General features: G+C 72.1%; 24 protein-coding genes. 11 read left to right on the top strand and 13 right to left on the bottom strand.

From position 1 onward, the window contains the following. Position 1: 1 nt before the first annotated feature. Positions 2 to 376 (bottom strand): thioredoxin, encoded by a 375-nt coding sequence (gene trxA / locus A6P39_RS07695; RefSeq protein WP_067043333.1) that lies wholly within the window; start codon positions 374 to 376, stop codon positions 2 to 4. 141 nt (positions 377 to 517) lie between these two features. Between trxA and A6P39_RS07690 the strand changes: the two genes are divergently transcribed. After that, positions 518 to 1,948, top strand: coding sequence for a dihydrolipoyl dehydrogenase family protein (locus A6P39_RS07690; protein WP_067043409.1), 1,431 nt, complete (start codon positions 518 to 520; stop codon positions 1,946 to 1,948). 8 nt (positions 1,949 to 1,956) lie between these two features. Here the strand turns inward: A6P39_RS07690 and A6P39_RS07685 are convergent, their stop codons facing one another. Both A6P39_RS07685 and A6P39_RS07680 read right to left on the bottom strand, forming a co-directional pair. Next, on the bottom strand, positions 1,957 to 2,601 hold the full coding sequence (locus A6P39_RS07685; protein WP_067043336.1) for a peptide deformylase: 645 nt from the start codon (positions 2,599 to 2,601) through the stop codon (positions 1,957 to 1,959). A gap of 95 nt (positions 2,602 to 2,696) precedes the next feature. Beyond that, the gene (locus A6P39_RS07680; RefSeq protein ID WP_067043339.1) at positions 2,697 to 3,044 is read right to left on the bottom strand and encodes a tetratricopeptide repeat protein; all 348 of its coding nucleotides are present in this window, start codon (positions 3,042 to 3,044) and stop codon (positions 2,697 to 2,699) included. A 318-nt stretch (positions 3,045 to 3,362) separates the two neighbouring features. On the opposite strand from A6P39_RS07680, the gene A6P39_RS07675 reads away from it, so the two are divergent. After that, positions 3,363 to 3,797, top strand: a complete 435-nt coding sequence (locus A6P39_RS07675) for an OsmC family protein (protein ID WP_067043343.1) — start codon at positions 3,363 to 3,365, stop codon at positions 3,795 to 3,797. Between the two features lie 49 nt (positions 3,798 to 3,846). Here the strand turns inward: A6P39_RS07675 and A6P39_RS07670 are convergent, their stop codons facing one another. Further along, on the bottom strand, positions 3,847 to 4,398 hold the full coding sequence (locus A6P39_RS07670) for a DinB family protein (protein WP_067043346.1): 552 nt from the start codon (positions 4,396 to 4,398) through the stop codon (positions 3,847 to 3,849). A gap of 246 nt (positions 4,399 to 4,644) precedes the next feature. Here A6P39_RS07670 and A6P39_RS07665 point away from each other — a divergent pair, with 246 nt between their 5' ends. Then, positions 4,645 to 5,409, top strand: coding sequence for an alpha/beta hydrolase (locus A6P39_RS07665; RefSeq protein ID WP_067043351.1), 765 nt, complete (start codon positions 4,645 to 4,647; stop codon positions 5,407 to 5,409). 99 nt (positions 5,410 to 5,508) lie between these two features. Here A6P39_RS07665 and A6P39_RS07660 read toward each other — a convergent pair whose 3' ends face one another. Both A6P39_RS07660 and A6P39_RS07655 read right to left on the bottom strand, forming a co-directional pair. Then, entirely contained in the window at positions 5,509 to 5,790 is a 282-nt protein-coding gene (locus A6P39_RS07660; protein ID WP_067043354.1) for a DUF1876 domain-containing protein, read from the bottom strand. Between the two features lie 56 nt (positions 5,791 to 5,846). Continuing rightward, complete coding sequence (locus A6P39_RS07655; protein ID WP_067043358.1) at positions 5,847 to 6,671, bottom strand: universal stress protein; 825 nt, start codon at positions 6,669 to 6,671, stop codon at positions 5,847 to 5,849. A gap of 308 nt (positions 6,672 to 6,979) precedes the next feature. Here A6P39_RS07655 and A6P39_RS07650 point away from each other — a divergent pair, with 308 nt between their 5' ends. Next, entirely contained in the window at positions 6,980 to 7,855 is an 876-nt protein-coding gene (locus tag A6P39_RS07650) for a universal stress protein (protein WP_079133265.1), read from the top strand. Positions 7,856 to 7,892: 37 nt separating this feature from the next. Here A6P39_RS07650 and A6P39_RS07645 read toward each other — a convergent pair whose 3' ends face one another. Continuing rightward, a complete protein-coding gene (locus A6P39_RS07645) occupies positions 7,893 to 8,105 on the bottom strand; it encodes a hypothetical protein (RefSeq protein WP_067043364.1) in 213 nt (70 codons plus the stop codon). A 213-nt stretch (positions 8,106 to 8,318) separates the two neighbouring features. Here A6P39_RS07645 and A6P39_RS07640 point away from each other — a divergent pair, with 213 nt between their 5' ends. Then, a complete protein-coding gene (locus A6P39_RS07640) occupies positions 8,319 to 8,762 on the top strand; it encodes a universal stress protein (RefSeq protein ID WP_067043367.1) in 444 nt (147 codons plus the stop codon). Here A6P39_RS07640 and A6P39_RS07635 read toward each other — a convergent pair. Together A6P39_RS07635 and A6P39_RS07630 are read right to left on the bottom strand one after the other, a co-directional pair. Then, the gene (locus A6P39_RS07635; protein ID WP_079133264.1) at positions 8,698 to 9,228 is read right to left on the bottom strand and encodes a CBS domain-containing protein; all 531 of its coding nucleotides are present in this window, start codon (positions 9,226 to 9,228) and stop codon (positions 8,698 to 8,700) included. The two genes, A6P39_RS07640 and A6P39_RS07635, sit on opposite strands and share 65 nt — an antisense overlap. A gap of 48 nt (positions 9,229 to 9,276) precedes the next feature. Further along, a complete protein-coding gene (locus A6P39_RS07630) occupies positions 9,277 to 9,672 on the bottom strand; it encodes a universal stress protein (protein WP_067043370.1) in 396 nt (131 codons plus the stop codon). Between the two features lie 340 nt (positions 9,673 to 10,012). Here A6P39_RS07630 and A6P39_RS07625 point away from each other — a divergent pair, with 340 nt between their 5' ends. Together A6P39_RS07625 and A6P39_RS07620 are read left to right on the top strand one after the other, a co-directional pair. Further along, positions 10,013 to 10,417 carry an Hsp20/alpha crystallin family protein gene (locus A6P39_RS07625; RefSeq protein ID WP_067043373.1) on the top strand — a complete coding sequence of 135 codons (405 nt, stop codon included), beginning with the start codon at positions 10,013 to 10,015 and terminating at the stop codon, positions 10,415 to 10,417. A 242-nt stretch (positions 10,418 to 10,659) separates the two neighbouring features. Further along, the gene (locus A6P39_RS07620; RefSeq protein ID WP_067043412.1) at positions 10,660 to 11,370 is read left to right on the top strand and encodes a CBS domain-containing protein; all 711 of its coding nucleotides are present in this window, start codon (positions 10,660 to 10,662) and stop codon (positions 11,368 to 11,370) included. A gap of 131 nt (positions 11,371 to 11,501) precedes the next feature. Here the strand turns inward: A6P39_RS07620 and A6P39_RS07615 are convergent, their stop codons facing one another. Next, the gene (locus A6P39_RS07615) at positions 11,502 to 15,161 is read right to left on the bottom strand and encodes a hydantoinase B/oxoprolinase family protein (protein ID WP_067043376.1); all 3,660 of its coding nucleotides are present in this window, start codon (positions 15,159 to 15,161) and stop codon (positions 11,502 to 11,504) included. A gap of 268 nt (positions 15,162 to 15,429) precedes the next feature. Here A6P39_RS07615 and A6P39_RS07610 point away from each other — a divergent pair, with 268 nt between their 5' ends. Both A6P39_RS07610 and A6P39_RS07605 read left to right on the top strand, forming a co-directional pair. Beyond that, entirely contained in the window at positions 15,430 to 16,620 is a 1,191-nt protein-coding gene (locus tag A6P39_RS07610) for a COG4705 family protein (RefSeq protein WP_234378808.1), read from the top strand. 394 nt (positions 16,621 to 17,014) lie between these two features. Next, positions 17,015 to 19,249 carry a bifunctional glycosyltransferase/CDP-glycerol:glycerophosphate glycerophosphotransferase gene (locus tag A6P39_RS07605; protein WP_067043382.1) on the top strand — a complete coding sequence of 745 codons (2,235 nt, stop codon included), beginning with the start codon at positions 17,015 to 17,017 and terminating at the stop codon, positions 19,247 to 19,249. Positions 19,250 to 19,261: 12 nt separating this feature from the next. On the opposite strand, the gene A6P39_RS07600 is transcribed toward A6P39_RS07605, so the two are convergent. Then, positions 19,262 to 20,866, bottom strand: coding sequence for a glycosyltransferase family 2 protein (locus A6P39_RS07600; RefSeq protein WP_234378809.1), 1,605 nt, complete (start codon positions 20,864 to 20,866; stop codon positions 19,262 to 19,264). Between the two features lie 282 nt (positions 20,867 to 21,148). Between A6P39_RS07600 and A6P39_RS07595 the strand changes: the two genes are divergently transcribed. Continuing rightward, positions 21,149 to 22,060 (top strand): M56 family metallopeptidase, encoded by a 912-nt coding sequence (locus A6P39_RS07595; RefSeq protein WP_067043388.1) that lies wholly within the window; start codon positions 21,149 to 21,151, stop codon positions 22,058 to 22,060. An 18-nt stretch (positions 22,061 to 22,078) separates the two neighbouring features. Here the strand turns inward: A6P39_RS07595 and A6P39_RS07590 are convergent, their stop codons facing one another. Together A6P39_RS07590 and A6P39_RS07585 are read right to left on the bottom strand one after the other, a co-directional pair. Continuing rightward, the gene (locus A6P39_RS07590) at positions 22,079 to 22,459 is read right to left on the bottom strand and encodes a BlaI/MecI/CopY family transcriptional regulator (RefSeq protein WP_067043391.1); all 381 of its coding nucleotides are present in this window, start codon (positions 22,457 to 22,459) and stop codon (positions 22,079 to 22,081) included. A gap of 122 nt (positions 22,460 to 22,581) precedes the next feature. After that, positions 22,582 to 22,704, bottom strand: coding sequence for a hypothetical protein (locus tag A6P39_RS07585; RefSeq protein WP_267893296.1), 123 nt, complete (start codon positions 22,702 to 22,704; stop codon positions 22,582 to 22,584). Between the two features lie 210 nt (positions 22,705 to 22,914). On the opposite strand from A6P39_RS07585, the gene A6P39_RS07580 reads away from it, so the two are divergent. Beyond that, entirely contained in the window at positions 22,915 to 23,796 is an 882-nt protein-coding gene (locus tag A6P39_RS07580; RefSeq protein ID WP_275883830.1) for a biosynthetic peptidoglycan transglycosylase, read from the top strand. The last annotated feature ends 74 nt before the right edge of the window (positions 23,797 to 23,870 follow it).

Here is a 23,870-nt window from a genome sequence, read left to right as displayed (position 1 = left end):
GTTACTGCGCGCCGTCCTGCTGGGCGGCGACGCTCTTGCGGACCTCGTCCATGTCCAGCTTCCGGGCCTGCCCGATGATGTCCGTCAGCGCGGGCGCGGGCAGCGCGCCCGGCTGGGCGTACACGGCGATCTTGTCACGGACGATCATCAGCGTAGGGATCGACTGGATGTTGAAGGCCGCCGCCAGCTCCGGCTGGGCCTCGGTGTCCACCTTGCCGAAGACCAGGTCGGGGTTGTCCTCGGCGGCCTTCTCGTAGACCGGCGCGAACTGCCGGCACGGCCCGCACCAGGACGCCCAGAAGTCGATGAGAACGAACTCGTTCTCGGTGACCGTCTGGTCGAAGTTGTCCTTGGTCAGCTCCACGGTGCTGCTCATCGTGTGAATCCCTACTTCCCGGTGTGGGGTGTGCCGTCGGCGCAAACACGGCCGTGCGGTCGCCTATTCCACCTGTGCACGACCGCATTCCGCGCACGTACCCGTGTGGCCGCCGCGCACACCACCCACCAGACTGGGTCCATGACGGAAACGGAAGTCATCGCGTACGACGTCGTGGTGCTCGGGGCCGGACCCGTGGGGGAGAACGTCGCCGACCGCACGCGCGCGGCCGGCCTCACCACCGCGATCGTGGAGAGCGAGCTGGTCGGCGGCGAGTGCTCGTACTGGGCCTGCATGCCCAGCAAGGCCCTGCTCAGGCCAGTGATCGCCCAGGCGGACGCCCGCCGCCTGCCCGGCCTCGACGGGGCGGTCCAGGGCCCGCTCGACACCCCGGCGGTCCTCGCCCGCCGCGACGAGTACACCTCGCACTGGAAGGACGACGGCCAGGCCGCCTGGGTGCGCGGCATCGGCGCCGACCTGTACCGCGGCCACGGCCGGCTCGCCGGCCCTCGCACGGTCACCGTGACCGCCCCGGACGGCACGGTCACGACCCTCACAGCCCGGCACGCCGTCGCCGTCGCCACCGGCACCCGCGCCCAGCTGCCCGACCTGCCCGGCCTCGCCGAGGTGAAGCCCTGGACCAGCCGGGAGGCGACCAGCGCCGAGGCGGCGCCCGCCCGGCTGATCGTCGTCGGCGGCGGTGTCGTCGCCACCGAGATGGCCACCGCATGGCAGGCCCTCGGCTCGCGGGTCACCCTGCTGGTGCGGGGCAAGGGCCTGCTGAACCGGATGGAGCCGTTCGCCGGGGAACTGGTCGCCGAGGCGCTCACCGAGGCGGGTGCCGACGTCCGCACCGGTGTCTCCGTCGCCTCCGTCACCCGCGAGAACGGCACCGCCGTGGTGGTCACCGACGCGGGCGAGCGGCTGGAGGCCGACGAGATCCTCTTCGCCACCGGCCGCGTCCCGCACACCGACGACATCGGCCTGGACACCGTCGGCCTGGAACCGGGCTCCTGGCTGGACGTGGACGACAGCCTGCGCGTCACCGGCACCGACTGGCTGTACGCCGTCGGCGACGTCAACCACCGTGCCCTCCTCACCCACCAGGGCAAGTACCAGGCCCGGATCGCGGGCGCGGCCATCGCCGCCCGCGCGGCGGGCAGCACCCCGCTGGAGGAGCCCTGGGGCGCGCACGCCGCCACCGCCGACCACCACGCCGTACCGCAGGTCGTCTTCACCGACCCCGAGGCCGCCGCGGTCGGCCTCTCGCTCGCCGAGGCGGAACAGGCCGGCCACCGTGTGCGCGCCGTCGACGTCGAGTTCTCCTCGGTCGCCGGGGCGGGCCTGTACGGCGACGGCTACAAGGGCCGCGCCCGGATGGTGGTCGACCTGGAGGACGAGAGCCTGCGCGGTGTCACCTTCGTGGGCCCCGGTGTCGGTGAGCTCATCCACTCGGCGACCGTCGCCGTCGCGGGCGGTGTCCCGGTCGGCCGCCTGTGGCACGCGGTCCCCTCGTACCCGACGCTGAGCGAGGTGTGGCTGCGGCTGCTGGAGGCGTACCGCGACAACTGAGCCCGGAGTCAGGGGAGTTCGAAACCGAGGGCCTCGGCCGCCGCGTCCGGCGTCGGCTGGGCCCACAGGGCCGCCACGGCCTCGTGCGTGGACAGGGAGCGCAGTTCGGCGCGGTCCAGGTAGAGGGTGCCGTCGAGGTGGTCGGTCTCGTGCTGGACGATCCGGGCCGGCCAGCCGGTGACCACCTCGTCCAGCGCCCTCCCCTGCTCGTCCGCACCCCGCAGCCGTACCTCGGTGTGCCGGGCCACCACCGCCTGCCAGCCCGGCACGCTCAGGCAGCCCTCGAAGAACGCGGCGCGCGCGGTGCCCACGGGCTCGTACACGGGGTTGACCAGGACCCGGAACGGCTGCGGGACGCGGCCCCGGGCCGCCGCGACCTCCTCGGGCACCGGCGCCGGGTCCTCGATGACCGCGATCCTGAGCGGTACACCGACCTGCGGCGCGGCCAGGCCCACGCCGGGAGCGGCGTGCATGGTGACGCGCAGGGCCTCGACGAAGCGGGCGAGCAGGGCGGGACCGAGCTGGCCGTCGTACGGCTCGGCGCCGTGCCGCAGCACCGGCTGTCCGGCGGCGACGATGGGCAAGGGGCCGCCGGCGGCGAGGAGTTCCTCGACCCGCTCGGTGAGTTGCGCGTGATCACGGGAGGGTGCCATCGCGCCAGGATGCCATGCCCCCGCGCCGCTCCCGGTGCGTGTCCGCATGCCGTGGGCCCGGTCCCCGCACCGGAACCGGGCCCACGACGTGCCGGTCACTCCTGCGGGAAGTCACCCGCGAGCGCCGAGGCGATCCGCAGATGCCGCCCGGCCTCCTCGTGCCGGGACTGCCGCTCGAGGGTGCGGCCCAGCAGCAGCCGGGCGTAGTGCTCCACTGGGTCGCGCTCGACGATGACACGCAACTCGGCTTCGGCGCGGCTCAGTTGGGCCGAGTGGTAGTAGGCGCGGGCCAGCAGCAGCCGGGGTCCGGTCTGCTCCGGCACCTCCTCGACCAGCCCGGCCAGCACCTGTGCCGCGCCCGTGTAGTCCTTGGCGTCGAAGAACTGCTGCGCCCGCTCCCAGCGCTCGGCGGGCGTGCCGTGCTCGTAGTACGTGGTCTCCACTCGCGTCTCCACTGACGACCTCCTTCGGCGGCCACAACGGAACCCGGTCGTTCAATATTCCACTAACCGTTCCGTGTGCCCGGGCGGCCAGTCAGCTCACGGGTGAACTCGCGGGCGCGCGCTGTCCGGTCCGCCGAGCGGGTCCAGCCGCCGCAGCAGCAGCCCCTGGACGACGTCGATGGCCTTCCCTGTGTTTGGAGACGTAGAGAGCCTCCAGGCCGGTGTGGTCGGCGAGCCGGCGCCCTCGACCCCGTGGCCTGCTCAGCCGCGGCAAGGCGATCGGCCGTTGAGACGGCCGGTGGCGTTAGGGTCGCCGGCATGACCGACACCTCCCTGCGATCTGTCACCGTCGAGCGCACCAGTACCGGCCACTACGTGGCGACGAACGCACGCGGCGGCACGGTCTCCTTCGGCACCGGCGCCGAAGGAGACACCGAGTTCAGCCCCGTCGAGCTGCTGCTCGCGGCGCTCGGCGGCTGCACGGCCGTGGACGTGGACCTCGCGACCGGCCGGCACGCCGAGCCCACGGCCTTCACCGTCGCCGTACAGGGCACCAAGACCGAAGACGAGCTCGGCAACCGCCTCACCGGCCTCGCGGTGACCTTCCACGTCACGTTCCCGGACGGCGAGGGTGCCGAGCGGGCCCGGGCGATCCTGCCCCGGGCGGTGAAGGCCTCCCACGACCGCCTCTGCACGGTCAGCCGTACGGTGGAGACGGGAACACCGGTGACGGCGACGATCGCGCAGGCCTGACCCGGCCGGAACGAGGGAAGGGCGGCGCAGGTGCGCGAGCCGCTCGGGGTCACACCCCGACCGCTCCGTCGATTCGTTCGCGGATCAGGTCGGCGTGCCCGTTGTGACGGGCGTACTCCTCGATCATGTGGATGAGCACCCAGCGCAGACAGACCGTGCCCCGCCAGGGATCGTGCCCCTCGATGTCGAGATGCGGCGCCTCGGCGACGAACGCCTGCGCGAAGGCGACTTCGGCGTGCCAGGCCGCCCAGGACGCCGCCACGACCTCGGGGCCGGGCCCGGCGCCGTCGAAGTCGCCCTCGGGGACGTCCGCGGAGGAGAAGCGCAGTTCGACGTCGTACCCGGCGAGCACGGCCCGGAACCAGCGGCGCTCCACGTCGGCGAGGTGCCGGACGAGGCCGAGCAGGGAGAGCGAGGAGGGGGACACGGACCGCAGGGCCAACTCCGGGCCCAGCCCGGAGCACTTCAGCTTCAGGGTGGCGCGCTGGGCGTCCAGCATGGCCACGAGCATGCTCCGTTCGTCACCGGTCGCGGGGCCGCCGAACCGGTCCTCGCTGCCGGCACCGGTGAACAGTTCGATCCGTCGGTCGGGAATCTTCATGCCCGCATCATGGGCTCCGGGCCGCCGTCCCGGGAACCCGCACCCACTGATCACGTGGCGGGGAAAAGGAGTTGGCGGGTGATCATCGCGTGGGTAGTCTGGCGTTGACCGTGACACCGTCCAAGGAGGTGAGACCCGTGAACGCTGTATCGACGTGGGTGCTCCCCCTTGCCGTCACGGCCCGGCGACTGACGTAGGTGTCGCCGGGAGCGCCCGACACCCAGGCACTCCCGAAAGGCAACACCTGTGCACTCTTTGCAGTTCACCGCCGAGTCGTCGTCGAACGGCATGCTCGAGCGCGACTTCACCGTGGGTGAGGTCCCCGGCGTCCTCTGGTCGCCGGCTTCCGGCGCGGATCGCGCTCCCCTGGTCCTGATGGGGCACGGGGGCGGCAACCACAAGAAGCATCCTGCGATGGCCGGCCGCGCACGCCTCCTCGTGACCGGCTGCGGCTTCCATGTCGCGGTCATCGACGCGCCCGGTCACGGCGACCGGCCGCGAACGGCACACGACGAGGAGGAAATCGCCGAGCTGTTCCGGGCGAGGGCGGCGGGCGAGCCGGAAGGGCCGATCGTCGTCCGCTACAACGCCCACCTCGCGGAACTCGCCGTGCCCGAGTGGCGGGCGACCCTGGACGCCCTCCAGGAACTCCCGGAGATCGGCACCGCCGGGCCGGTCGGCTACTGGGGCATCAACATGGGCACTGCGATCGGCGTGCCGTTCGTCGCGACCGAACCCCGGATCACGGCCGCGGTCTTCGGCCAGCACTGGCCCGACGTCCTGGCCGAGAAGGCGAAGCAGATCACCATCCCGATAGAGTTCGACATGCAGTGGGACGACGAGCACATCCCGCGCGAGTCCGCTCTCGCGCTGTTCGACGCCTTCGCCTCGAAGGAGAAGTCGCTGCACGCCAACTCGGGCAGGCACAAGGAACTGCCCAGGTTCGAGGCCGACAGCGGGGTCCGGTTCTTCGCCCGGCACCTCGGCCGGGCGGCCGCCTCACCGGCCTGACGTGAGCGGTCGCGGCGTCCGCCTTCCCGGCCGGGCGCCACGACCGCGGCCCCGGGCCGACGCAGCGGACATCGCCGAGGTCGCCGCACCGGCGTGGGTTCACACCTGCCGTCCGACGATGTGACGGGACTGGGACGCCGCCATGCCCTGGACGTCGCGTTCGGCGATGTTCAGCAGCTGGTGGGCGAGGTCCTCCATGGCCCTGCCCGCCGCCAGCTCGTCGCCGATCTCCGGCACGTTCGTGTCGGCCGGATTGCAGTGCGCCGTGCCGTGGCCGGTGAGCGCCGTGGTGCCGGTGTCCAGCACCACATGTGCCTTCGTGGTTCCGTCGTCGTCCTCGAAGAGGTCCAGACGTACCGTCCACTGTGCTGTGTGCGACATCGTTCTCTCCTCGCTATCTCTGCGGGCCGTCGCTTCCCTGCGGGCCGTTGCTCCCGTCACCGCTGGGGAACGACCGCGACGGGACACGGCGCGTGATGCAGCAGCGCATGATTGATCAGACCCAGTTGCAGACCCGGATGCCCGAGCCGCCGGCGGGCGCCGACGACCAGCAGATCTGCCGTCGACGCGGCTTCCAGCAGTGCCCGGCGCGCCGGCTTTTCGATCAGCTGCCGGTTCACCGGGGTGTCGCGGTACCGGTCCGCGGGGTGGCGCAGGGCGTCATCGAGCACCTGTGCCGGCGGGCGCCGGTGGGCCTCCAGGAACCACGACGGGGCTCGCGATGTCGTGCACGCGCCGGACGGTGCGGTCCAGGCGTGCACCGCCACGAGCCGGCAGTCCCGCACACGGGCCTCGCGGAACGCGAAGTCCACGGCCGTACCGCTGCCCTCCCCGTCCTCGACGCCCACGACGACGCTCCCGAACCGGGCGTCGCGGTGCTCCGCGGTGCCGCGCACCACGACGACCGGGCAGTCCGCGCGGGCCGCCACAGCCAGGCCGACCGAGCCCAGGAGCATGCTGTCGAGGTCCCCGCACCCCCTGGACCCCAGGACCAGCGCGAAGGCGTTGTGCCCGATGCCGAGCAGGGCGGAGGCCGCGTCCCCGTGCGACACCTCGCTGGACAGCGGGACCGCGGGAGCCCGCTTCCTGGCCCGGGCCGAGGCGGCCCTGATCACTGCGGTGGCCTCGCTCTCGCCCGCGCCGGCCGCCGAGTGCACGAGCTGGAGCGGGACTGCGTGCCGGGCCGCCTCGGCGGCCGCCCAGTCGACCGCACCGAGGCTCGCCTCGGATCCGTCGACACCCACCACCAGGGGAATCGTCACCGCCCAGGTCTCCTCTCGTGCCGGATTCCCCGCCAGGTCCTCCAGGGAGCCTCTCGGCCGGGCGGTTCACCGTCACGTCCAGCTTCTTACGAGACGGAAGCGGCTGCCACGCAACCAGCGGTCGCCACGGGCCTCGGAGCACAGGTGCCCTGCCGGCGCCGATGAGGTTCCGCGTGCCGGGCGGCATGGGGCCGAAGGGCCTGCGGCGCGGGCCGAAGCGCCCTCGTGACCCGGCCACGACGGTGCGACGGTGAAGTCCACCCTCTGCGCCGCCTGCTGCGGCGGCCCCAGGAAAGGCGGTGGGGACCATGACACTCCCCGTGGTGGTGGGCGTCGACGGATCGGACTCGTGTCTGCTCGCGGTCGACTGGGCCGTCGACGAGGCCGTCCGCCACGGTCTTCCGCTCAGGCTGGTGTACGCCTCCCTCTGGGAGCGCTACGAGGGCGGGGTTCCCTCCACGGGGCACGAACGCCCCTTCGAGCAGGTGCTGGCCGAGCGCATCGTGGCCTCCGCGGCCGACCGTGCCGCGCGGCGCAGCACCGATGTGAAGGTCACGACCGACATCATCCCGGAGGACGCGGCGGACGCCCTCCTGCGTGAGGGCAACCATGCCTTCGCTCTCGTGACGGGGTCACATGGCCGTGGTCTGCTCAAGGGCCTGCTGCTCGGGTCGGTCGGTCTGGCCGTGGCGGCCCGCGCGCACTGCCCGGTGGTCGTGGTGCGCGGGGACCGGGCGGGCCTGGCGGGTGCGCACGAGCGGATCCTGCTCGGCCTGGGGGAGGCCGACACGAGTGCGGAAGCCGTGCGGTTCGCCTTCCGCGAGGCCGAGGCGCGCGGCTGTGTACTGGACGTGGTGCACGCCTGGCGCAGGCCCGCCTACGACCGCAGCGGCGACCGGACACCGCCCGCGGGACCGGCGGACACGGCCGAGAAGCGGGCCTGCGCTCTCATCGACGCCCTGCTCGAAGCCGCGACGGCCGAGCACCCGCAGGTCCGGATGCGCCGGGCGGCGGCCGAGGGGCCGGCCGGCAAGGTTCTCGTGGACCGGTCGGCGGCCGCGGATCTCGTGATCGTCGGGGCCCGGCGCAGGGCGGGCCACTTCGGGCTTCAGCTGGGCCGGGTGAGCCACGCGCTCCTGCACCATGCCCAGTGCCCAGTCGCGGTCGTCCCCCAGCGGCACTGACGGCGCGGCCGAGGGCCCGGGGCCGCAGGGATCGCGCTCAGCCGAACAGACTCGGCACCCGGAGCGTCTCGACGTGGCGCCACGTGCCGTCGGGCAGCAGCAGCCGGTCGCCGTTCGGGCCGCGGGGGCTCGAGCCGGCGGTGCCGGCCGACGGCCGCCCCGCCCGTCGCCGTGCCTTCCGGGCCGACGGCAGCGGAGCACCGCAGCAGCCGGGTTCCGCGCGCGGGCCGGATCCGACGCGTTCGCTCATCGCCCCTCCGTCCTCAGCTCCGTCGCCATGGCGTCGGCGACACTCCCCAGCATGACTCCGGGCCCCGTCGAGCGACGACTCCGGAGCGCAGGGCCGAGTGCTCCGCGTCATGCCGCCGGATGCTCTTCTCTGGCGGTGCGGCGGTACGTCTTGCAGCGTGGAGGAGAGAGCCGGACCGGTCGCAGGGCGCACACACCGAAAGAGGTGGCACGCATGGACAGGGATGTCTCCGAGCGCCGGGTGGTGGTCGGCGTCGACGGGTCACCGTCCTCGTACGAGGCGCTGCGCTGGGCCGTGCGCTACGCCGGTCTGGTCGACGGCACCGTGGACGCCGTCGCGGTGTGGGAGCTGCCGGGCCTGTACGGCTGGTCGGCGCCCGCCGTGGACATGGACGTCGACGAGAACGAGACCCGGCAGGCCATGCGGAAGGAACTGACCGACGTGCTCGGCGCGGACGCGGCGGGCTCGGTCCGTACCCATGTGGTGCACGGCAACGCCACCGACGTGCTGCTGCGGGCCGCCGACGGAGCCGAGATCCTGGTCGTCGGCAGCCGGGGCAGGGGCGGGTTCGCCGCCGCCCTGCTCGGTTCCGTCAGCCAGCACGTGGCGCAGCACGCGAGCTGCCCGGTCGTGATCGTCCGCGCCCCGAAGCAGTGACTGGGGGCCCGGACCGTGCCGGGCCCTGGGACTGACCGGACGGCCCCGGCGGTTCCTGCAGGACGCTCCAGCCGACCGGACCCAGCAGGTCGGCCAGCCGCCGGAAGATGTCGAGGAACAGGTCGTCGATCGTGAGCACGCCCACCACCCGGCCCGCGTCCAGGACCGGCAGGCGCCGGACCCCGGTACGGCGGAACGTCCGGTAGGCCGCCTGGAGGTCGTCGTCGGCCTTGACCGTGAACGCCTTCGCCGACATCACCGCGTCCGCCCGCGCCGTCTGGTCCAGGCCACCGCCGATGCCGCGCAGGACGAGGTCGCGGTCGGTGACGATGCCGTGCAGCGCTCCGTCCTCGACCACGAGGACGGAGCCGACCGCGTACGTCGCCATCCGCCGGGTCACCTCGGCCACGGAGGCGTCGGGCGTGACGCACACCGGCGGAGCGGTCATCAGCTCGGAGACCTTCATCCGGTTCCTCCTGTCTGCCGGCCGGGGCTGCGCGCGGGGCCCGGGTCATTAGGGCACCTTCTTTCCTGCGGCACCTGGGATGGTGATCGTGCAAGTCCGGTGAGAGCTGGGGTGACGGCCTGGCGCGGTCGCTCCGACAGGGCCCCTGTGACACTGCCGCCCCCGGACGTCCGCCTCGAGCTGCGGGTGCCGGGCCGTGACGAAGCCCGCGGCCTCCTCCAGCACCTGCTTCCCGGCGCCGTGCAGCGCCTCGTTCCACTCCTCCCAGGACGGCGGCACCTCGCGTCTGCGATAACCCCTGGTCGGAACGCCCTCGGCATGGACCGTACGCAACGGAAGCCGGCGGCGGACGGCCTCGTCGGCTGCCCAGGCCAGCGCCGTCCTGCGGGCCGGATCGGGATCGACGCCGACGACGACCGGCCGGGGGTCACCGGGCCGGGACATGGCCCGCTCCGGCCGTCAACTCGTCGGGAGCCAGGACCTGTTCGGGGCCGGCAGCAGGTACGGTCCGGTCATCCTCCTCGAACGGTGCGGGAGCGGGCATCGCCCTCGCCTCTTCCCTGCGGTGGCGCGGACGAGCGCCGCCGCCGATTCCATGGAAGGCCCCGCTGCGGCCGGCCCGACATGGGCCATTGGTCCCCGCACCGGACCCGTCGGCCCTGGCACCGGGGCCGTGAAAAAAGGGACAAAGGGGAACCGGGCGTGGGCCGTTCGGCCTCAGTACGACAGCGTCGGGCGCGCTGCACTGAAGGTGTCGGCAGACGACGACCGAGGAGGTGCGGCGATGGCCACACTGGCACGCAGGCAGAGGTTCCCGTTCCCGGATATCCCGGACTGGTTCGAGACGTTGCCCAGCAGGCTCACCATGCCCGCGGTCCACATCGAGGACTACACGGAGGACGACCGCTACGTCATGCGCGCCGAGCTTCCGGGCATGGCCCCCGGGGACATCGACGTCATGATCAGCGACGGAGTGCTGACGGTCCAGGCCGAGCGCACCGAGCGGGAGGTCGACAAGAACCACAGCGAGATCCGGTACGGCGAGATGAGCCGCAGCGTGACGCTGCCGCCCGGCGCCGACGAGAACGACGTCAAGGCCGATTACACCGATGGCATGCTCACCATCAGCGTGGGTCTGGGCGCCGAGAAGGCGGAGGCCAGGCACGTGGAGATCCGGCACGGCGGATGAGGACGCATCTGTCCGCGGCGGGCCCCGGGCGGGCCCGCCGTCGTGGTCGCGCACGACTGATCCATGGTGACGAGAAGTCCGACGAGAAGTCCGGCCAGAAGTCCGGCCGGAAGCCGACCCTTACGCCGCTCTCGAGGTCGACGCGGGGCCGACGGGGGCGGTGTCCCGGGCTCACTCGGCCCATGACGCAGGCCACACTCTGAAGGTGTCCGATGTCGGCAGCCGAGCCCGTGGAGGATGCCATGAACGGCACCCCGACGGCAGTGAACGACGTGATGACCCGCCGGGTCGTCGCCCTGCGCACCGGGGCGGGCTTCAAGGACATCGTGAAGACCATGCGCGAGTGGCAGGTGAGCGCCCTGCCCGTGCTGGACGGCACCGGAGTGGTCGTGGGCATCGTCTCCGAGGCCGATCTGCTGTCCAGGCAGGAGTACGGCGGCGACGACATCGGAGGGTACGGTCAGTCGGCGCACCTCGCCGGTGTACGCGACCTGCACAAGGCGGACGCGGTGACCGCGGGCGAGCTGATGACCGCGCCCGCCGTCACCGTGAGGGCCGGCGCCCCCCTCGCCCACGCCGCCCGCATCATGGCCCGCACCGGGGTGAAACGACTGCCGGTCGTCGGCCGCGACGGCACCCTGAAGGGCATCGTCAGCCGCTGCGACCTGCTGAAGGTCTTCCTGCGGGACGACGCCGACATCGCCGAGGAGGTGCGGCGCGAGATCGTCGTCCGGCTCTTCGGCCCGCACGCCGACGCGATCCGGGTCGAGGTGCACGACGGCGTCGTCACACTCTCCGGGCAGGTCCGCGAGCCCATCCTGATCATGCCGGCCGCCCGGCTCGCCCGGGCGGTGCCGGGCGTCGTCGACGTGCAGTGCGCCCTGACCGGCCCGCCGGGCCCCCCGGACCCCGAAGCGGGCTTCCCCGACGCCGCCCGGGCCCGCACGGCCTGAGGCAGAGCCGCCGGCCCAGCGATGTCGATCAGGTCGCGGTGATCCGGCAGCCCACGCCCACCACACCCTCGACGCCATGCACCAGGCGGACGGCGAGCGGGAGGTCGTCGGCCACGGTCACCGAGATCTCATCACGGACTCTCCGCCGTCTCCTCTTCTTCCTCCTCCTCGGGGCGGCCGTATCCGCCTCCGCCGGGGGTGCGAATGACGAGCACGTCTCCGGCGGCGACGTCTGCCGTGTCGCAGCCGCGCAGCGGCGTGACGGTGCCGTCGGCGCGTTCGACGAGGTTCTCGCCGAGGGCGCCGGGCCGGCCGCCGGCCATGCCGTAGGGCGGGATACGGCGGTGGCCGGAGACGACCGCGACGGTCATCGGTTCCTGGAAACGGATCCGGCGCTCCACGCCGCACCCGCCGTGCCAGCGGCCCGCGCCCCCGCTGCCCTCGCGGATGCGGAAGTCGTCCACCCGTACCGGGTAGCGCCATTCGAGGACTTCGGGGTCGGTGAGGCGGGAGTTGGTCATGTGTGTCTGTACGGCGTCCGCGCCGTCGAAGCCGTCGCCGGCGCCGGAACCGGAGGCGATGGTCTCGTAGTACTGCACGTGGTCGTTGCCGAAGGAGAGGTTGTTCATGGTGCCGGAGCCCTCGGCCTGGGCGCCGAGCACGGCGTACAGGGCGCCGGTGACGGCCTGGGAGGTCTCGACGTTGCCGGCGACGGTGGCGGCCGGGTGGGCGGGCGCGAGCATGCAGCCGTCGGGGATGCGGACGTCGAGGGGTTTCAGGCAGCCGCTGTTGAGGGGGATGTCGTCGGCGACCAGGGTGCGGAAGACATACAGCACGGCCGCCATGACGACGGACGTCGGGGCGTTGGTGTTGCCGGGCTGCTGGGGTGAGGTTCCGGTGAAGTCCAGTACGGCGCCGCGGGTTTCGCGGTCGACGCGCAGGGCGACCTGGATGACGGCGCCGTTGTCCGTCTCGTAGCGGTGCTCGCCGTCGTGGAGGGTGGCGATGATGCGGCGCACGGACTCCTCGGCGTTGTCCTGGACGTGCCGCATGTAGGCGTGGACGACGTCGAGCCCGAACTGGTCGATCATCGCGCGCAGTTCGCGGATGCCCTTGTTGTTGGCGGCGATCTGGGCCCGCAGGTCGGCGAGGTTGGTGTCCGGGTCGCGTGACGGGTACCGGGCGCCGGTCAGCAGGTCGCGGGTCCCGGTCTCGCGGAAGCTGCCGTCGCGCACTAGCAGCCAGTTGTCGAACAGCACGCCCTCCTCGTCGATGGTGGTGCTGAAGGCGGGCATGGAACCGGGGCTGATGCCGCCGATCTCGGCGTGGTGGCCGCGCGAGGCGACGAGGAAGAGCAGATGTTCCCCCGGCTCGTCGAAGACCGGGGTGACGACGGTGATGTCGGGCAGGTGGGTGCCGCCGTGGTAGGGGTCGTTGATGGCGTACACGTCGCCGGGCCGCAGGGTGCCGGTGTTGCGGCGCAGCACCTCCTTGATGGACTCGCCCATCGATCCCAGGTGTACGGGGATGTGGGGCGCGTTGGCGATGAGGTTGCCCTCCGGGTCGAACAGGGCGCAGGAGAAGTCGAGGCGTTCCTTGATGTTGACGGAGTGGGCGGTGCTCTGCAGCCGGACGCCCATCTGCTCGGCGACGGACATGAAGAGGTTGTTGAAGACCTCCAGCAGCACCGGGTCGACGCTGGTGCCGACCGCGACGCGGGACGGGCGGGGCCTGGTGCGGGCCAGGAGGAGGTGGCCGTGGGCGTCGGCGGTGGCCCGCCAGTCGGGGTCGACGACGGTGGTCGCGTCCGGTTCGGCGATGATGGCCGGGCCGTCGACGCCGTCGCCGGGGCGGAGGTCCTCGCGGCGGAACAGGCGGGTGGGCTGCCGGCGGCCCTGTGTGAACATCTCCACCGTGGCGGCCGGGCGCAGCGGGCCGTGCCGTGCGGGCGGGGCGGCCACCGTGTCCTCGGCGAGCGTCCCTGTGCCGGTGGCGGGCGGGCCCGAGGAACCGGTGGCCTCGGTGGCGACGGCCTCGACGACCAGGGGCTTGTCCATGGTGAAGCCGTAGCGGTCCCGGTGGTCGCGCTCGAAGGCGGCCCGCATCCGGCCGGCCGTGCCGAGCGCCACGGGCAGGGAGAAGTCGGTGCCCTCGTAGCGCAGCAGCGCGCGAGCGGTGGTGCGCACCGTCTCCGGCGGCACTCCGTCCTCGTGCAGCTGCGCGCGGGCCTGTTCCTCGAGTTCGGCGCGTACGGCCGTGACGCGCGCGGCCGTCTCAGGCGCGTCGAGCGGGGCCTCGACGGAGCGTTCGCGCAGCGCGACCGCGTCGGCCATGCCGATGCCGTACGCGGACAGCACTCCCGCCAGCGGCGGGACCAGGACGGTGTCGATGCCGAGCCGGTCGGCGACCGCGCACGCCACCTGGCCGCCCGCACCGCCGAAGCTGACCAGCGCGTAGTGGGTGATGTCCCGGCCGCGCTGGACGGAGATCTTCTTGACGGCGCCCGCGATGTTGAGGACGGCGATGTCGAGGAAGCCCGCCGCGACCTCCTGCGGACTGCGGTGCTCACCGGTCGCGGTCGCGGTCTGCCGGGCAAGTTCCGTGAAGCGTGCGCGGACCGCCTCGTCGTCCAGCGCCCGGTCGCCCGTCTTGCCGAACACCCGCGGGAAGAAGGCGGGTTGGATGCGGCCGAGCATGACGTTGGCGTCGGTGACGGTCAGCGGCCCGCCCCGCCGGTAGCAGACCGGGCCGGGGTCGGCGCCGGCGGAGTCGGGCCCGACGCGGTAGCGCATGCCGTCGAAGTGCAGGATCGAGCCGCCGCCGGCGGCGACGGTGTGGATGTCGGTCATCGGCGTGGTCATCCGCACCCCGGCCACCTGCGTGCCCAGTACCCGCTCGATCTCGCCGGCGAAGTGGGAGACGTCGGTCGAGGTGCCGCCCATGTCGAACCCGATCGCCCTGCCGAGGCCGGCCCGGGTCGCGGCCCGTGCCATGCCGACGACGCCGCCGGCCGGGCCGGACAGCACGGCGTCCTTGCCCCGGAAATGCCCGGCCTCACGCAGACCGCCCCCGGACTGCATGAACATCAGCCGCACGCCGTGCAGCTCGCCGGCCACCTGGTCGACGTAGCGGCGCAGGATCGGCGAGAGGTAGGCGTCCACCACCGTGGTGTCACCGCGCGGCACCAGCTTGATCAGCGGGCTCACCTCGTGCGAGCAGCTGACCTGCGAAAAGCCGATCGCGCGGGCGGCCTCGGCGACGGCGGCCTCATGGCCGGGATGACGGTAGCCGTGCAGGAGGACGACCGCGGCGCTGCGGAACCCGTCCTCGTACGCCGCCCGCAGCGCCTCGCGAGCGGCGTCCAGGTCGAGCGGCCGGACCGGCCCGCCGTGCGCGTCGATCCGCTCCTCCACCTCGATCACACGGTCGTACAGGGCCTGCGGAAGCAGGATGCGGCGGTCGAAGATGCGCGGCCGGTTCTGGTAGGCGATGCGCAGGGCGTCTGCGAATCCCCGGGTGGTGACGAGGACGGTCGGCTCGCCCGTGTGGGTCAGCAGCGCGTTGGTGGCGACGGTGGTGCCCATCTTCACCACCTCGATCCGGTCGGCCGGGACCGGCTCGTCGGGCTCCAGCTCCAGCACCTGCCGGATCCCGGCGACCGCCGCGTCGCGGTACGACTCCGGGCGCTCGGACAGCAGCTTGCGGCTGACCACCCCGGCCCCCGGCGTCACCGCCACGACATCGGTGAAGGTGCCGCCGCGATCGATCCAGAACTGCCAGCGACCCGCCATGGACTCATTGTGCGCCCGGCCGCCCGCGCACGAGGGCCGACGGCCGCCATACTGCCCGTGCGGCACGGGCGGGACGGGCGGGGACGGCAGTCAGGATGCGTTCAGGTACCCGATGGCACAGTCGGGCGGCATGACCTACGAAACGTCTGAGAGTCCTGTGGTTCCAGGGGCAGGCACCCAGCAAGGAGACCGGCAGCGGGCCGGGGCGGCCTCTCACCGCCGCTCCTCCGAGAGTCTTCGGACGCCTGGCCGGCAGATGCTGAACAAGGTGCCCGAGGTCACGATCTGGTTCTGGATCATCAAGATCCTGTGCACCACGGTCGGCGAGAGCTTCGCCGACTGGATCAACATGAACCTCGGTGTCGGCCTGATCAACACCGCGTTGATCTTCACCGTCGTGCTGGCCGGCGTCATGGCCTGGCAACTCGGCACCAAACGCTACATCCCGTTCGTGTACTGGCTCACCGTCGTGGTGGTGAGTGTGACCGGCACCCTCTACACCGACATCCTCACCGACAGCCAGGGCGTTCCCCTCGCCCTGAGCAGCAGTGTGTTCGCCGGTGTCCTCGCCGTCGTCTTCGGCATCTGGTACGCACGCGAGCGGACCCTGTCGGTCCACAGCATCACCACCCGTCCCCGCGAACTCTTCTACTGGCTCGCGGTCCTCGTCACGTTCGCCCTCGGCACCGCCACCGGCGACTGGACCCTGGACCTGACCGGCTGGAGCCCGGGCGTCTCCGTGTTCCTGCCGCTCGGGTTGATCGTCGCGATCGTCCTCGGATGGCGCCTCGGTGCCAACGCGGTGCTCTCCTTCTGGCTGGCCTACATCCTCACGCGCCCGCTCGGCGCCAACCTCGGCGACTGGCTCGGCTCGCCCGGCGGCGACGGCGGCCTGGGCCTCGGCACCGCGGTGACCAGCGTGATCTTCCTGGCCGCCATCCTTGCCACGGTCGTGTACCTCACGCTCAGCCGGAGCGACGTCATCGAAACCCAGGACCCGGCCGACACCCCCCAGGCGCCGAACCCGGCACGTGAGCGGGTCATGCTCGGCTACTACGCCGTCGTGGCGGTCGCGACCGCGGCGCTTCTCGTCTGGGCACACAACCAGCCCCACGCGGCGGCGGCCGGCGATGACGCGCCCGCGCCTGTCACCACCCATCTCACCCCGAAGCAGGCGACGTCACCGTTCCCGGCGACTGAGATCGCGAAGTTCCGCACGATCACGGCCGACACTCTGGCGAAGCTCAACTCGGGCGACCAGCGGGCCGCGACCACCCGGGTGACCGACCTGGAGTCCGCTTGGGACGACGACCAGCCCACTCTCGAGCCCAAGAGCGAGAAGGCGTGGCACTTCCTCGACGGCGAGATCGACCAGGTCCTGACGTCACTGCGCGCCCCGAACCCCGACAAGGCCACCGAGGTCAAGGCACTCGACACGCTCCTCACCTCACTCGGCTGACCGACCGGGACGACGGACTGCCCCGGCACATTCCCTGCGCCGGGGCAGTCGGCATCCGGGGCTTCACCCGGCTCGCGGTCGCCGGCTGCTGCGGTGGTCACTCTTCCGGGTATCCCTGAGCCGGCTGCCGCCCCCGTCGGACGCCGGCTTTCCGCTGGTAGTCCTACATGTTGTAGGACTAGTCTGGGTCCGGGACCGCCGTGTTTCCCGGGGCACACGTGCGTCCGGCGACCCGAGCCGATGGATCGCGTCGGGCCGGCGCGACCGGTATGACGTTCCGCCCGGTACGCGCATCCCACGGCCTTCGCGGGACCTGCGGGGAGAATCGTCCGGGCATTGGTCAGTCACAGGTCCGGTCGCGCACGGCAGCCACCGACACTCGCCTGGAGGACATATGGCAACAAGCGACAGCCCAGCCGCCCAGCCGTCCGAGGAGGAGGTGCTCATCAGCGTCGTCCTGCCGGTCTACCAGGTGCAGGAATTCCTGCCGGAATGCCTGGACTCCCTGCTCGGAGCGTCGCAATCCTTCAGGGGCGTCGAGGTGGTGGCGGTGGACGACTGTTCCCCCGACGACAGCGGTGCCCTGCTCGACGAGTACGCGGCCGGGGATTCCCGGCTGCGCGTCGTGCACCTGCCGGAGAACGTCGGGCTCGGCCGGGCGCGCGACGAGGGCCTGGCCCGGGCCAAGGGCGAGTACGTCTGGTTCGTCGACAGCGACGACCGGCTGACGGCCGGGGCGCTGGCCGCGGTCGCCGAGCGGCTGCGGCGGACCAGTCCGGATGTGCTTCTCGTCGACCATGCTCTCGTCAACCCGGACGGAAGCGTGCAGCGCAACGTGCGCGCCCATCTGTTCCGGGACGCTCCCGAGACGTTCACGCTGGGGGAGCGGCCCAGCACCCTGGACCTCATCATGACCGCGTGGAGCAGAGTGCTGCGCCGGGACTTCCTGCTCGGCCTGGACCTGGAGTTCGGGCACGGGTACTACGAAGACATCTCGGTCACCTATCCCACGCTGCTCGCAGCGCGCCGGATCAGCATGCTCGACCGGGTCTGCTACCACTACCGGCGCGGACGTGAGGGCGCGATCACGAGCACCGCCAGCCCGAAACACTTCGATCTCTTCGGCCAGTACGAGCAGATCTTCGCCTTCATCGACCGCGAGACCACGACCGCCGAGCCGTTCCGCAAGGCGGTCTTCGACCGCACCGTGCGCCATGCGACGACCGTGCTCGCCACTCCCGGCCTGGTGCCGGAGAATCTGCGACGCGAATTCTTCGGGCGGACGTCGGAGCACTTCCGGCGGTTCCGGCCGCTTGACCACTCCCACCCGTCCGGGCTGCGCGGACTGCAGTACCGCCTGGTGGAGCGAGGGGCCTATCCCGCGTACGCGGCGCTGGAGCCGGTGAACCGGCTTCGGCTCGCACTGCGCACCGCCCCCGGCCGGGCGCGCGGTGCGGCCCGCCGGGCACCCCGGCTCGCGGCGACGGCGCTGCGGCGGGCCTACTACCGCGCCTGCCTGCGGCTTCCCGCCGACGACACCCTGGCCGTCTACGCCGCCTACTGGAACCGCGGCTACGCCTGCAACCCCGCGGCCATCTTCGAGAAGGCCCGCGAACTGGCGCCCGGCATCCGCGGAGTGTGGGTGGTCGCCAAGGACCGGACGGCGTCCGTCCCGCCGGGGGTCGAGTACGTGGTGGAGGGAACCCCCCGCTTCCTGCGCACCATGGCACGGGCCAAGTACCTGGTCAACAACGTCAACTTCCCGTACGACCTGCCCAAACGGCGTGGCGCGGTGCTGGTGCAGACACAGCACGGCACCCCTGTGAAGAAGATGGGGACGGACCTGCGGGACCATCCCGCCGCCGCACGCGGTATGAACTTCGACCGGCTGGTGGAGCAGTGCGGCAGGTGGGACGTCCTGGTCTCGCCTAACCCGCACACCACCGAGGTGTTCACCAGGGTCTACCCCGGCGGCTACCAGGTGCTCGAGACGGGCTATCCGCGCGTCGACCGGCTGGTCAACGCCTCCCTCGACGAAGCGAACCGGGTGCGTGGCGAACTCGGCATCGCGCCCGGGCAGACCGCCGTCCTCTACGCCCCCACCCACCGCGACCACCAAGGCGAGAGGGCGCCCGTACTGGACGTGCAGCGGTTCGCCGACCAGCTCGGCGACGACCATGTCCTGCTGGTGCGCTCGCACTACTTCGACCTCCCGAGGACCTCCTCGTCCCGGGGCGTCGTGGACGTCTCCTCCCACCCGTCCGTCGAAGACCTGTGCATCGCCTCCGACGTCCTGGTCACCGACTACTCCTCCGTGATGTTCGACTACGCCGTCCTGGACCGGCCGATCGTGATCTACGCGCCCGACTGGGAGACGTACCGGCGCTCACGCGGGGTCTACGTCGACGTCCTCGCCGAGGGGCCCGGCGCGGTCGCCACCACGCAGGAAGCGCTCGCCGAGGTGTTCCGCAGCGGCGAGCACACGGGGCCCGAGGCGGCGGAGCGGCTCGCCCGGTTCCGGGACCGCTTCTGCCCCCACGACGACGGACGCGCGGCCGAACGCGTCGTGCGCAGCGTCTTCCTGGGGGAGCCGGCCGACCCGGACAACCCGACGCCGTCCGGTGGTTGAACCCGTCGCCGGTCAGCGCCGCACGCGGCGGGCGAGGCGCCCGGCGACAACGGTGCGCATTCCGACGACGCCGTCGGCGACGCGCAGGGCGAGACAGCCGCTGTTGGTGGCATACGGCTGCAGCAGCAGCGGCCGTCCTCGCCGGCCGAGCCGCACCAGCCGTCTGAGGCCTGATCCGGCGCGCAGCGGCCGGGTGACCGGCCGGCCGTCCCGGAAGGCCAGCGTCACCCAGGCGTCCCACGTGGTGATCGTGCCGTGTTCACACAGCGCCGCCGCGTCGACGGCCACGACGGCACGCCGGCCCTCGCCGCCGGGCAAGGTCTCCCACGTCCCCTCGCACCGGTGTGCCGTGTCCGTCACCCGGTGCCGGAACTCGACGGTCGCGCGCTGCGGGCCGGCCTGTGTGGTCCTGCCGTAGAGTTCGGGCAACCGCAGTTCGAGCAGGAGCCGGCGGCCCGCGTCCACATCCGCGGTGACGTAGAACGGCAGCTGTGCGACCGGGGCCTCGGCGAGGCCGTCGAGCACGATCTCGCCCGCTTCGTCCGGGGCGGAACGCACCTCGTCCCACAGCGGCTTTCGCGCGTCACCGGCGTACGGGGGCGGCAGCCGCGGCGGGTCGGCCGCCAGCTCGGCCAGCCGTCGCAGGTCCGCGGCCTGCCGCTCGCGTCCGAGCAGCACCGCGGTGCGCCAGCGGGCCGCGGGCGTGGCCCGGGACACGGCCTCCTCCTCGAAGGCGCGTACATGCTCGCGGGAGATGCGCCACCAGGCGTCCTGGTACTCCGGCGCACGCTGAGGCAGCTCGCGCAGGTAGACGGCGAGATCGAACTCCAGGAACTTGGTCTGCGCGGCGACCAGCAGATCCCGTTCACCGCTGTCCCGCATGATCTCCAGCACCTGCTGATGGGCGCTGACCCTGTCCTGCCAGTTCCGGATCCGGTCCCGGCGCAGCGAGATCGAGGCCTGACCGGTGCCGTAGCGCACATGCCAGACGTACACGGTCTCGGGGGTGACGGCGAGGCGCGGACGGGCCGCGTAGACACGCGCGGTGAAGACGAAGTCCTCGTAGTGCGCCGCGCCGTCGGGGAAACGGATCCGCCGGGACACCAGGAACTCCCGGCGGTACAGCTTGTTCACCGACAGCGTGTCCCACAGCGTCTCGGGGCGCCGGGCCACCCCGTCGTGCACCGACTCCGCGGTGAACAGCTGTTGCTGCCAGGGGATCTCACGTCCACCGGGCAGCTCGCGCCGTACACACAGACCCGCCGTCACATCGGCGTCATGCCGTCGTGCGACGGCGAGCAGCGCGTCCACGGCCTTCGGCGCAAGCACGTCGTCGCTGTCCAGGAAGACGAGCCACGGGAAGCGGGCCGCGTCGACACCGTCGTTGCGCGGGGTTCCGCACCCGCCGCTGTTGCCGGCCCGGCGTACGACGCGTACCCGGGGGTCGGCGGCTGCGAGCCGTTCCAGCAGGCGGGGCGTGTCGTCGGTGGACGCGTCGTCGACCACGACGACCTCGCCGACCGCATCGCCCTGTGCGAGAGCCGAGGCGACCGCCTCCGAGACTCGTCCGGCGTCGTTGTAGGTGATGACCACCACCGTCACGACGCCATGTTCCACGCTGGACACCTCTGCTCCCCTTCGTGCAGCCATGACAGGCACCCCGGCCGGCCGTGGAGCACAGGGCCCGGCGTGGGCGGAGCCCGATGAACTCCCACATTATGTGAGACAGAAGAACTCACGGGGGTCTTACCCGGCGCAGGTCGAACGAGTGACCAACCCGTGCTCTACTGGGGCGCCACATGTAAGGAATGGGCGTTGAACACCGCAAGCGCGTGCAGCCCCACGATCGCGTGCACGAGTCGCGGTGTGCTCAATACCCGGCGGACGACCGGAGCCGCTGTGCGCATCACCGTCTACCTGCTTCTCCTGGCCTCGGTCGCCCTGGCCATGCTCGGCCCGCAGCTGGGACGCCGGCTGGCCCCCGCTGCCGCGGTGCGCGCACTGACCCTGCTGAGCCTCGTCGCGACGGCCGCCCTGGTGTGGGGTCTGACCGCCGTCACGGTGGGCGGGCTGGGACGCACCGACGCCTTCCAGGACCAGGCGCACAGCAGCCCGGCCGCCCTGGCCAGTGACGACCCGGTCCCCGGCGCCCTGGGCGCGCTGGCGGCCGGACTGCTCGCGGTGTCGATGGTCAGGGCACTCACGGTGACAAGGCGCCGGTGGTCCGCGCTACGTGCGCTCGCCCCGCTCAGACAACAGCCGGCGGCCGGTGACCTCGTCGTGATCGAGGCGGAGGGGCCGGACGCCTACGCGCTGCCGGGCCGGTCACGGCGAGTCGTCGTGACCTCCGCCATGCTGCGCGCCCTGCCCGCCGACGAACAGGCGGTGCTGCTCGCCCACGAACGGGCCCATCTGCTCCACCGGCACCACCGCTACGCGGCGGTCGCCGAGACAACGGCCGCCTGCAACCCCCTGTTGCGGCCGGTGCGCGACCTCATCACCTTCCACATCGAACGCTGGGCGGACGAGGAAGCCGCGCGGGCGACCGGCAGCCGCCTGCTCGCCGCCCGTTCCCTGGCCCGGGCCGCACTCGCGATGGCCGACGCCACTCGAGCGCATGAGCCGCAAGGCGCCCTCGCCTATCTGCGGCACAAGGTCACCGCGCGCGTCGGCGCTCTGCAGGCCGAACGTCCGACCAGTCACTGGGTGGCGCTCTCGCCCGCCCTGGCGGTCACCGCCCTGACCGGTCTGGCCTTCGCCGAGGTCACGTGGGATTTCGCCCGTTGCCTGCACGCTCTGCGGCTGTTCTGACCTCGAGCGCAGGTCGCGTCACTCGCCAGAGCCGAGCAGGGCGCGCAGCGCGGCCTCGTCCGCGGGGTCGAGGGTCTCGACGAAGCGCTGCAGCACGGCGGTGCGGTCGTGGCCGCGCTCCAGCGCGGTCTTCATCTGCTCGGCGGAAGCCTCGGCCGCTTCCCGGTGCGGGAGGTAGGCGTGGGCCCGGCCGACGCGCTCGCGTTCGAGCATCCCTTTGGCGTGCAGTCGCCCCAGCACGGTGAGCACGGTCTTGTAGGCGAGCGCCGGTGTGAGGGCAGCCTGGACGGCTCCGGCGGTCAGTGGCTTTCCGGCGCTCCAGAGCACGGCCATGATCTCGGCCTCCAAAGCCCCGCTCGCCCGGCGGTCGGCGTGCTCGCCACCGATGTCGTGAGCCATGCCCGACCCCTCCTGTGCCTCCCGTACGCGCCCCACGATCGATCCTACGCGTCGTGGGGCTTTGCCCAGAGGCGGTTGCGGGCGCGGTCCGGGCACCAGTTAGTCTTACATTTTGTAGGAAGTTAGAGCATCAGTGCGCCCCGGGCCAGGGCATCCGTCGCCGACCACAGCGGTGCGGCGAGTTCGGCTTCGCGGCGGCGTACGGGCTCGAACCTGGTCGAGGAGTGGCGAAGATGGGCGGACACCGGCGCAAACCGTCTGGCAGGACGGGGCCGTCCGGCCCCGACGGCTCGCGGCACGGCGTCCGGGCCGCCCCTGTCGATGGCGGACGGGCGGGACGCCGGAGGGCGGACGACCGGCGTCCGGACACCGGGCGCGGTGGCCGGCGCGGTCTCATCGACTACCCGCGGGCCGGCCGGCAGGGCCTTCGGCGGTGGCTGCCCTCGTGGAAGCAGGTGACCTGCGCCTTCCTGGTGTTCTTCGGCGGCCTGCTGGGCCTGTTCGGGTACGCCTATGCGACGACGACGATCCCGAGTGCCAATCCCAGTACCCAGCAGCAGAGCAACACCTACTACTGGTCCGACGGCTCGGTGATGGCCACGCAGGGCTCGACCAACCGGCAGAACGTGGACCTGGCCCAGGTGCCGAAGCTGGTGCAGTGGGACTTCCTCGCCGCGGAGAACGCCACCTTCTACACCGATCCCGGCGTCGACACGCAGGGCATGCTCCGCGCCGTCTACCACATGGCCACCGGCGGCGAGGTGCAGTCCGGGTCCACCATCACCCAGCAGTTCGTGAAGAACACCTACCTCTCCCAGAACCAGTCGGTCACCCGCAAGCTCAGGGAGATCATGATCTCCCTGAAGATCGGTGGCCAGATGTCCAAGCAGCAGATCCTGCAGGGCTACCTCAACAGCTGCTACTACGGCCGCGACGCCTACGGCATCGAGGCCGCGGCCCGCGCCTACTACCACGAGCACGCCTCCGAACTGACCGTCAGCCAGGGCGCGTTCATCGCCGCCGCGGTCAACGAGCCGAGCCTGCTGATGCACGCCGACACCGACCCCCAGGCCAGGGCCCAGGCCCAGGCCCGCTGGAAGTACGTCCTGGACCGCATGGCCACCATCAACAAGATCAGCCAGGCGCAGGAGCAGCAGTACCTGGCCGCCGGTTTCCCACGCCCAAGGCGTACACCCCCTCGGCGGGGATGTCCGGGCAGACCGGCTACCTGGTGGACACCGCGAAGAAGTACGTCCAGGCCCACTCCTCGCTCACCGACCAGCAGCTGGGCCACGGCGGCTACCAGATCTACACCACCTTCGACAAGAAGAAGGTGAACGCGCTGGCGGCGTCCGTCGCGGCGATGCAGAAGAAGCACCTCGACCCCGCCGCCGCGCGGCCGACAAGGACG

It is taken from the genome of Streptomyces sp. FXJ1.172 (assembly GCF_001636945.3).
Classification (GTDB): domain Bacteria; phylum Actinomycetota; class Actinomycetes; order Streptomycetales; family Streptomycetaceae; genus Streptomyces.
This window is presented reverse-complemented; position numbering and strand designations above follow the sequence as displayed.

What these genes read in the sequence shown, in the direction of transcription:
- trxA (WP_067043333.1), bottom strand. Translation starts at nt 376, where the DNA reads ATGAGCAGCACCGTGGAGCTGACCAAGGACAACTTCGACCAGACGGTC.
- A6P39_RS07690 (WP_067043409.1), top strand. Translation starts at nt 518, where the DNA reads ATGACGGAAACGGAAGTCATCGCGTACGACGTCGTGGTGCTCGGGGCC.
- A6P39_RS07685 (WP_067043336.1), bottom strand. Translation starts at nt 2,601, where the DNA reads ATGGCACCCTCCCGTGATCACGCGCAACTCACCGAGCGGGTCGAGGAA.
- A6P39_RS07675 (WP_067043343.1), top strand. Translation starts at nt 3,363, where the DNA reads ATGACCGACACCTCCCTGCGATCTGTCACCGTCGAGCGCACCAGTACC.
- A6P39_RS07670 (WP_067043346.1), bottom strand. Translation starts at nt 4,398, where the DNA reads ATGAAGATTCCCGACCGACGGATCGAACTGTTCACCGGTGCCGGCAGC.
- A6P39_RS07660 (WP_067043354.1), bottom strand. Translation starts at nt 5,790, where the DNA reads ATGTCGCACACAGCACAGTGGACGGTACGTCTGGACCTCTTCGAGGAC.
- A6P39_RS07650 (WP_079133265.1), top strand. Translation starts at nt 6,980, where the DNA reads ATGACACTCCCCGTGGTGGTGGGCGTCGACGGATCGGACTCGTGTCTG.
- A6P39_RS07645 (WP_067043364.1), bottom strand. Translation starts at nt 8,105, where the DNA reads ATGAGCGAACGCGTCGGATCCGGCCCGCGCGCGGAACCCGGCTGCTGC.
- A6P39_RS07640 (WP_067043367.1), top strand. Translation starts at nt 8,319, where the DNA reads ATGGACAGGGATGTCTCCGAGCGCCGGGTGGTGGTCGGCGTCGACGGG.
- A6P39_RS07635 (WP_079133264.1), bottom strand. Translation starts at nt 9,228, where the DNA reads ATGAAGGTCTCCGAGCTGATGACCGCTCCGCCGGTGTGCGTCACGCCC.
- A6P39_RS07630 (WP_067043370.1), bottom strand. Translation starts at nt 9,672, where the DNA reads ATGTCCCGGCCCGGTGACCCCCGGCCGGTCGTCGTCGGCGTCGATCCC.
- A6P39_RS07625 (WP_067043373.1), top strand. Translation starts at nt 10,013, where the DNA reads ATGGCCACACTGGCACGCAGGCAGAGGTTCCCGTTCCCGGATATCCCG.
- A6P39_RS07620 (WP_067043412.1), top strand. Translation starts at nt 10,660, where the DNA reads ATGAACGGCACCCCGACGGCAGTGAACGACGTGATGACCCGCCGGGTC.
- A6P39_RS07615 (WP_067043376.1), bottom strand. Translation starts at nt 15,161, where the DNA reads ATGGCGGGTCGCTGGCAGTTCTGGATCGATCGCGGCGGCACCTTCACC.
- A6P39_RS07605 (WP_067043382.1), top strand. Translation starts at nt 17,015, where the DNA reads ATGGCAACAAGCGACAGCCCAGCCGCCCAGCCGTCCGAGGAGGAGGTG.
- A6P39_RS07590 (WP_067043391.1), bottom strand. Translation starts at nt 22,459, where the DNA reads ATGGCTCACGACATCGGTGGCGAGCACGCCGACCGCCGGGCGAGCGGG.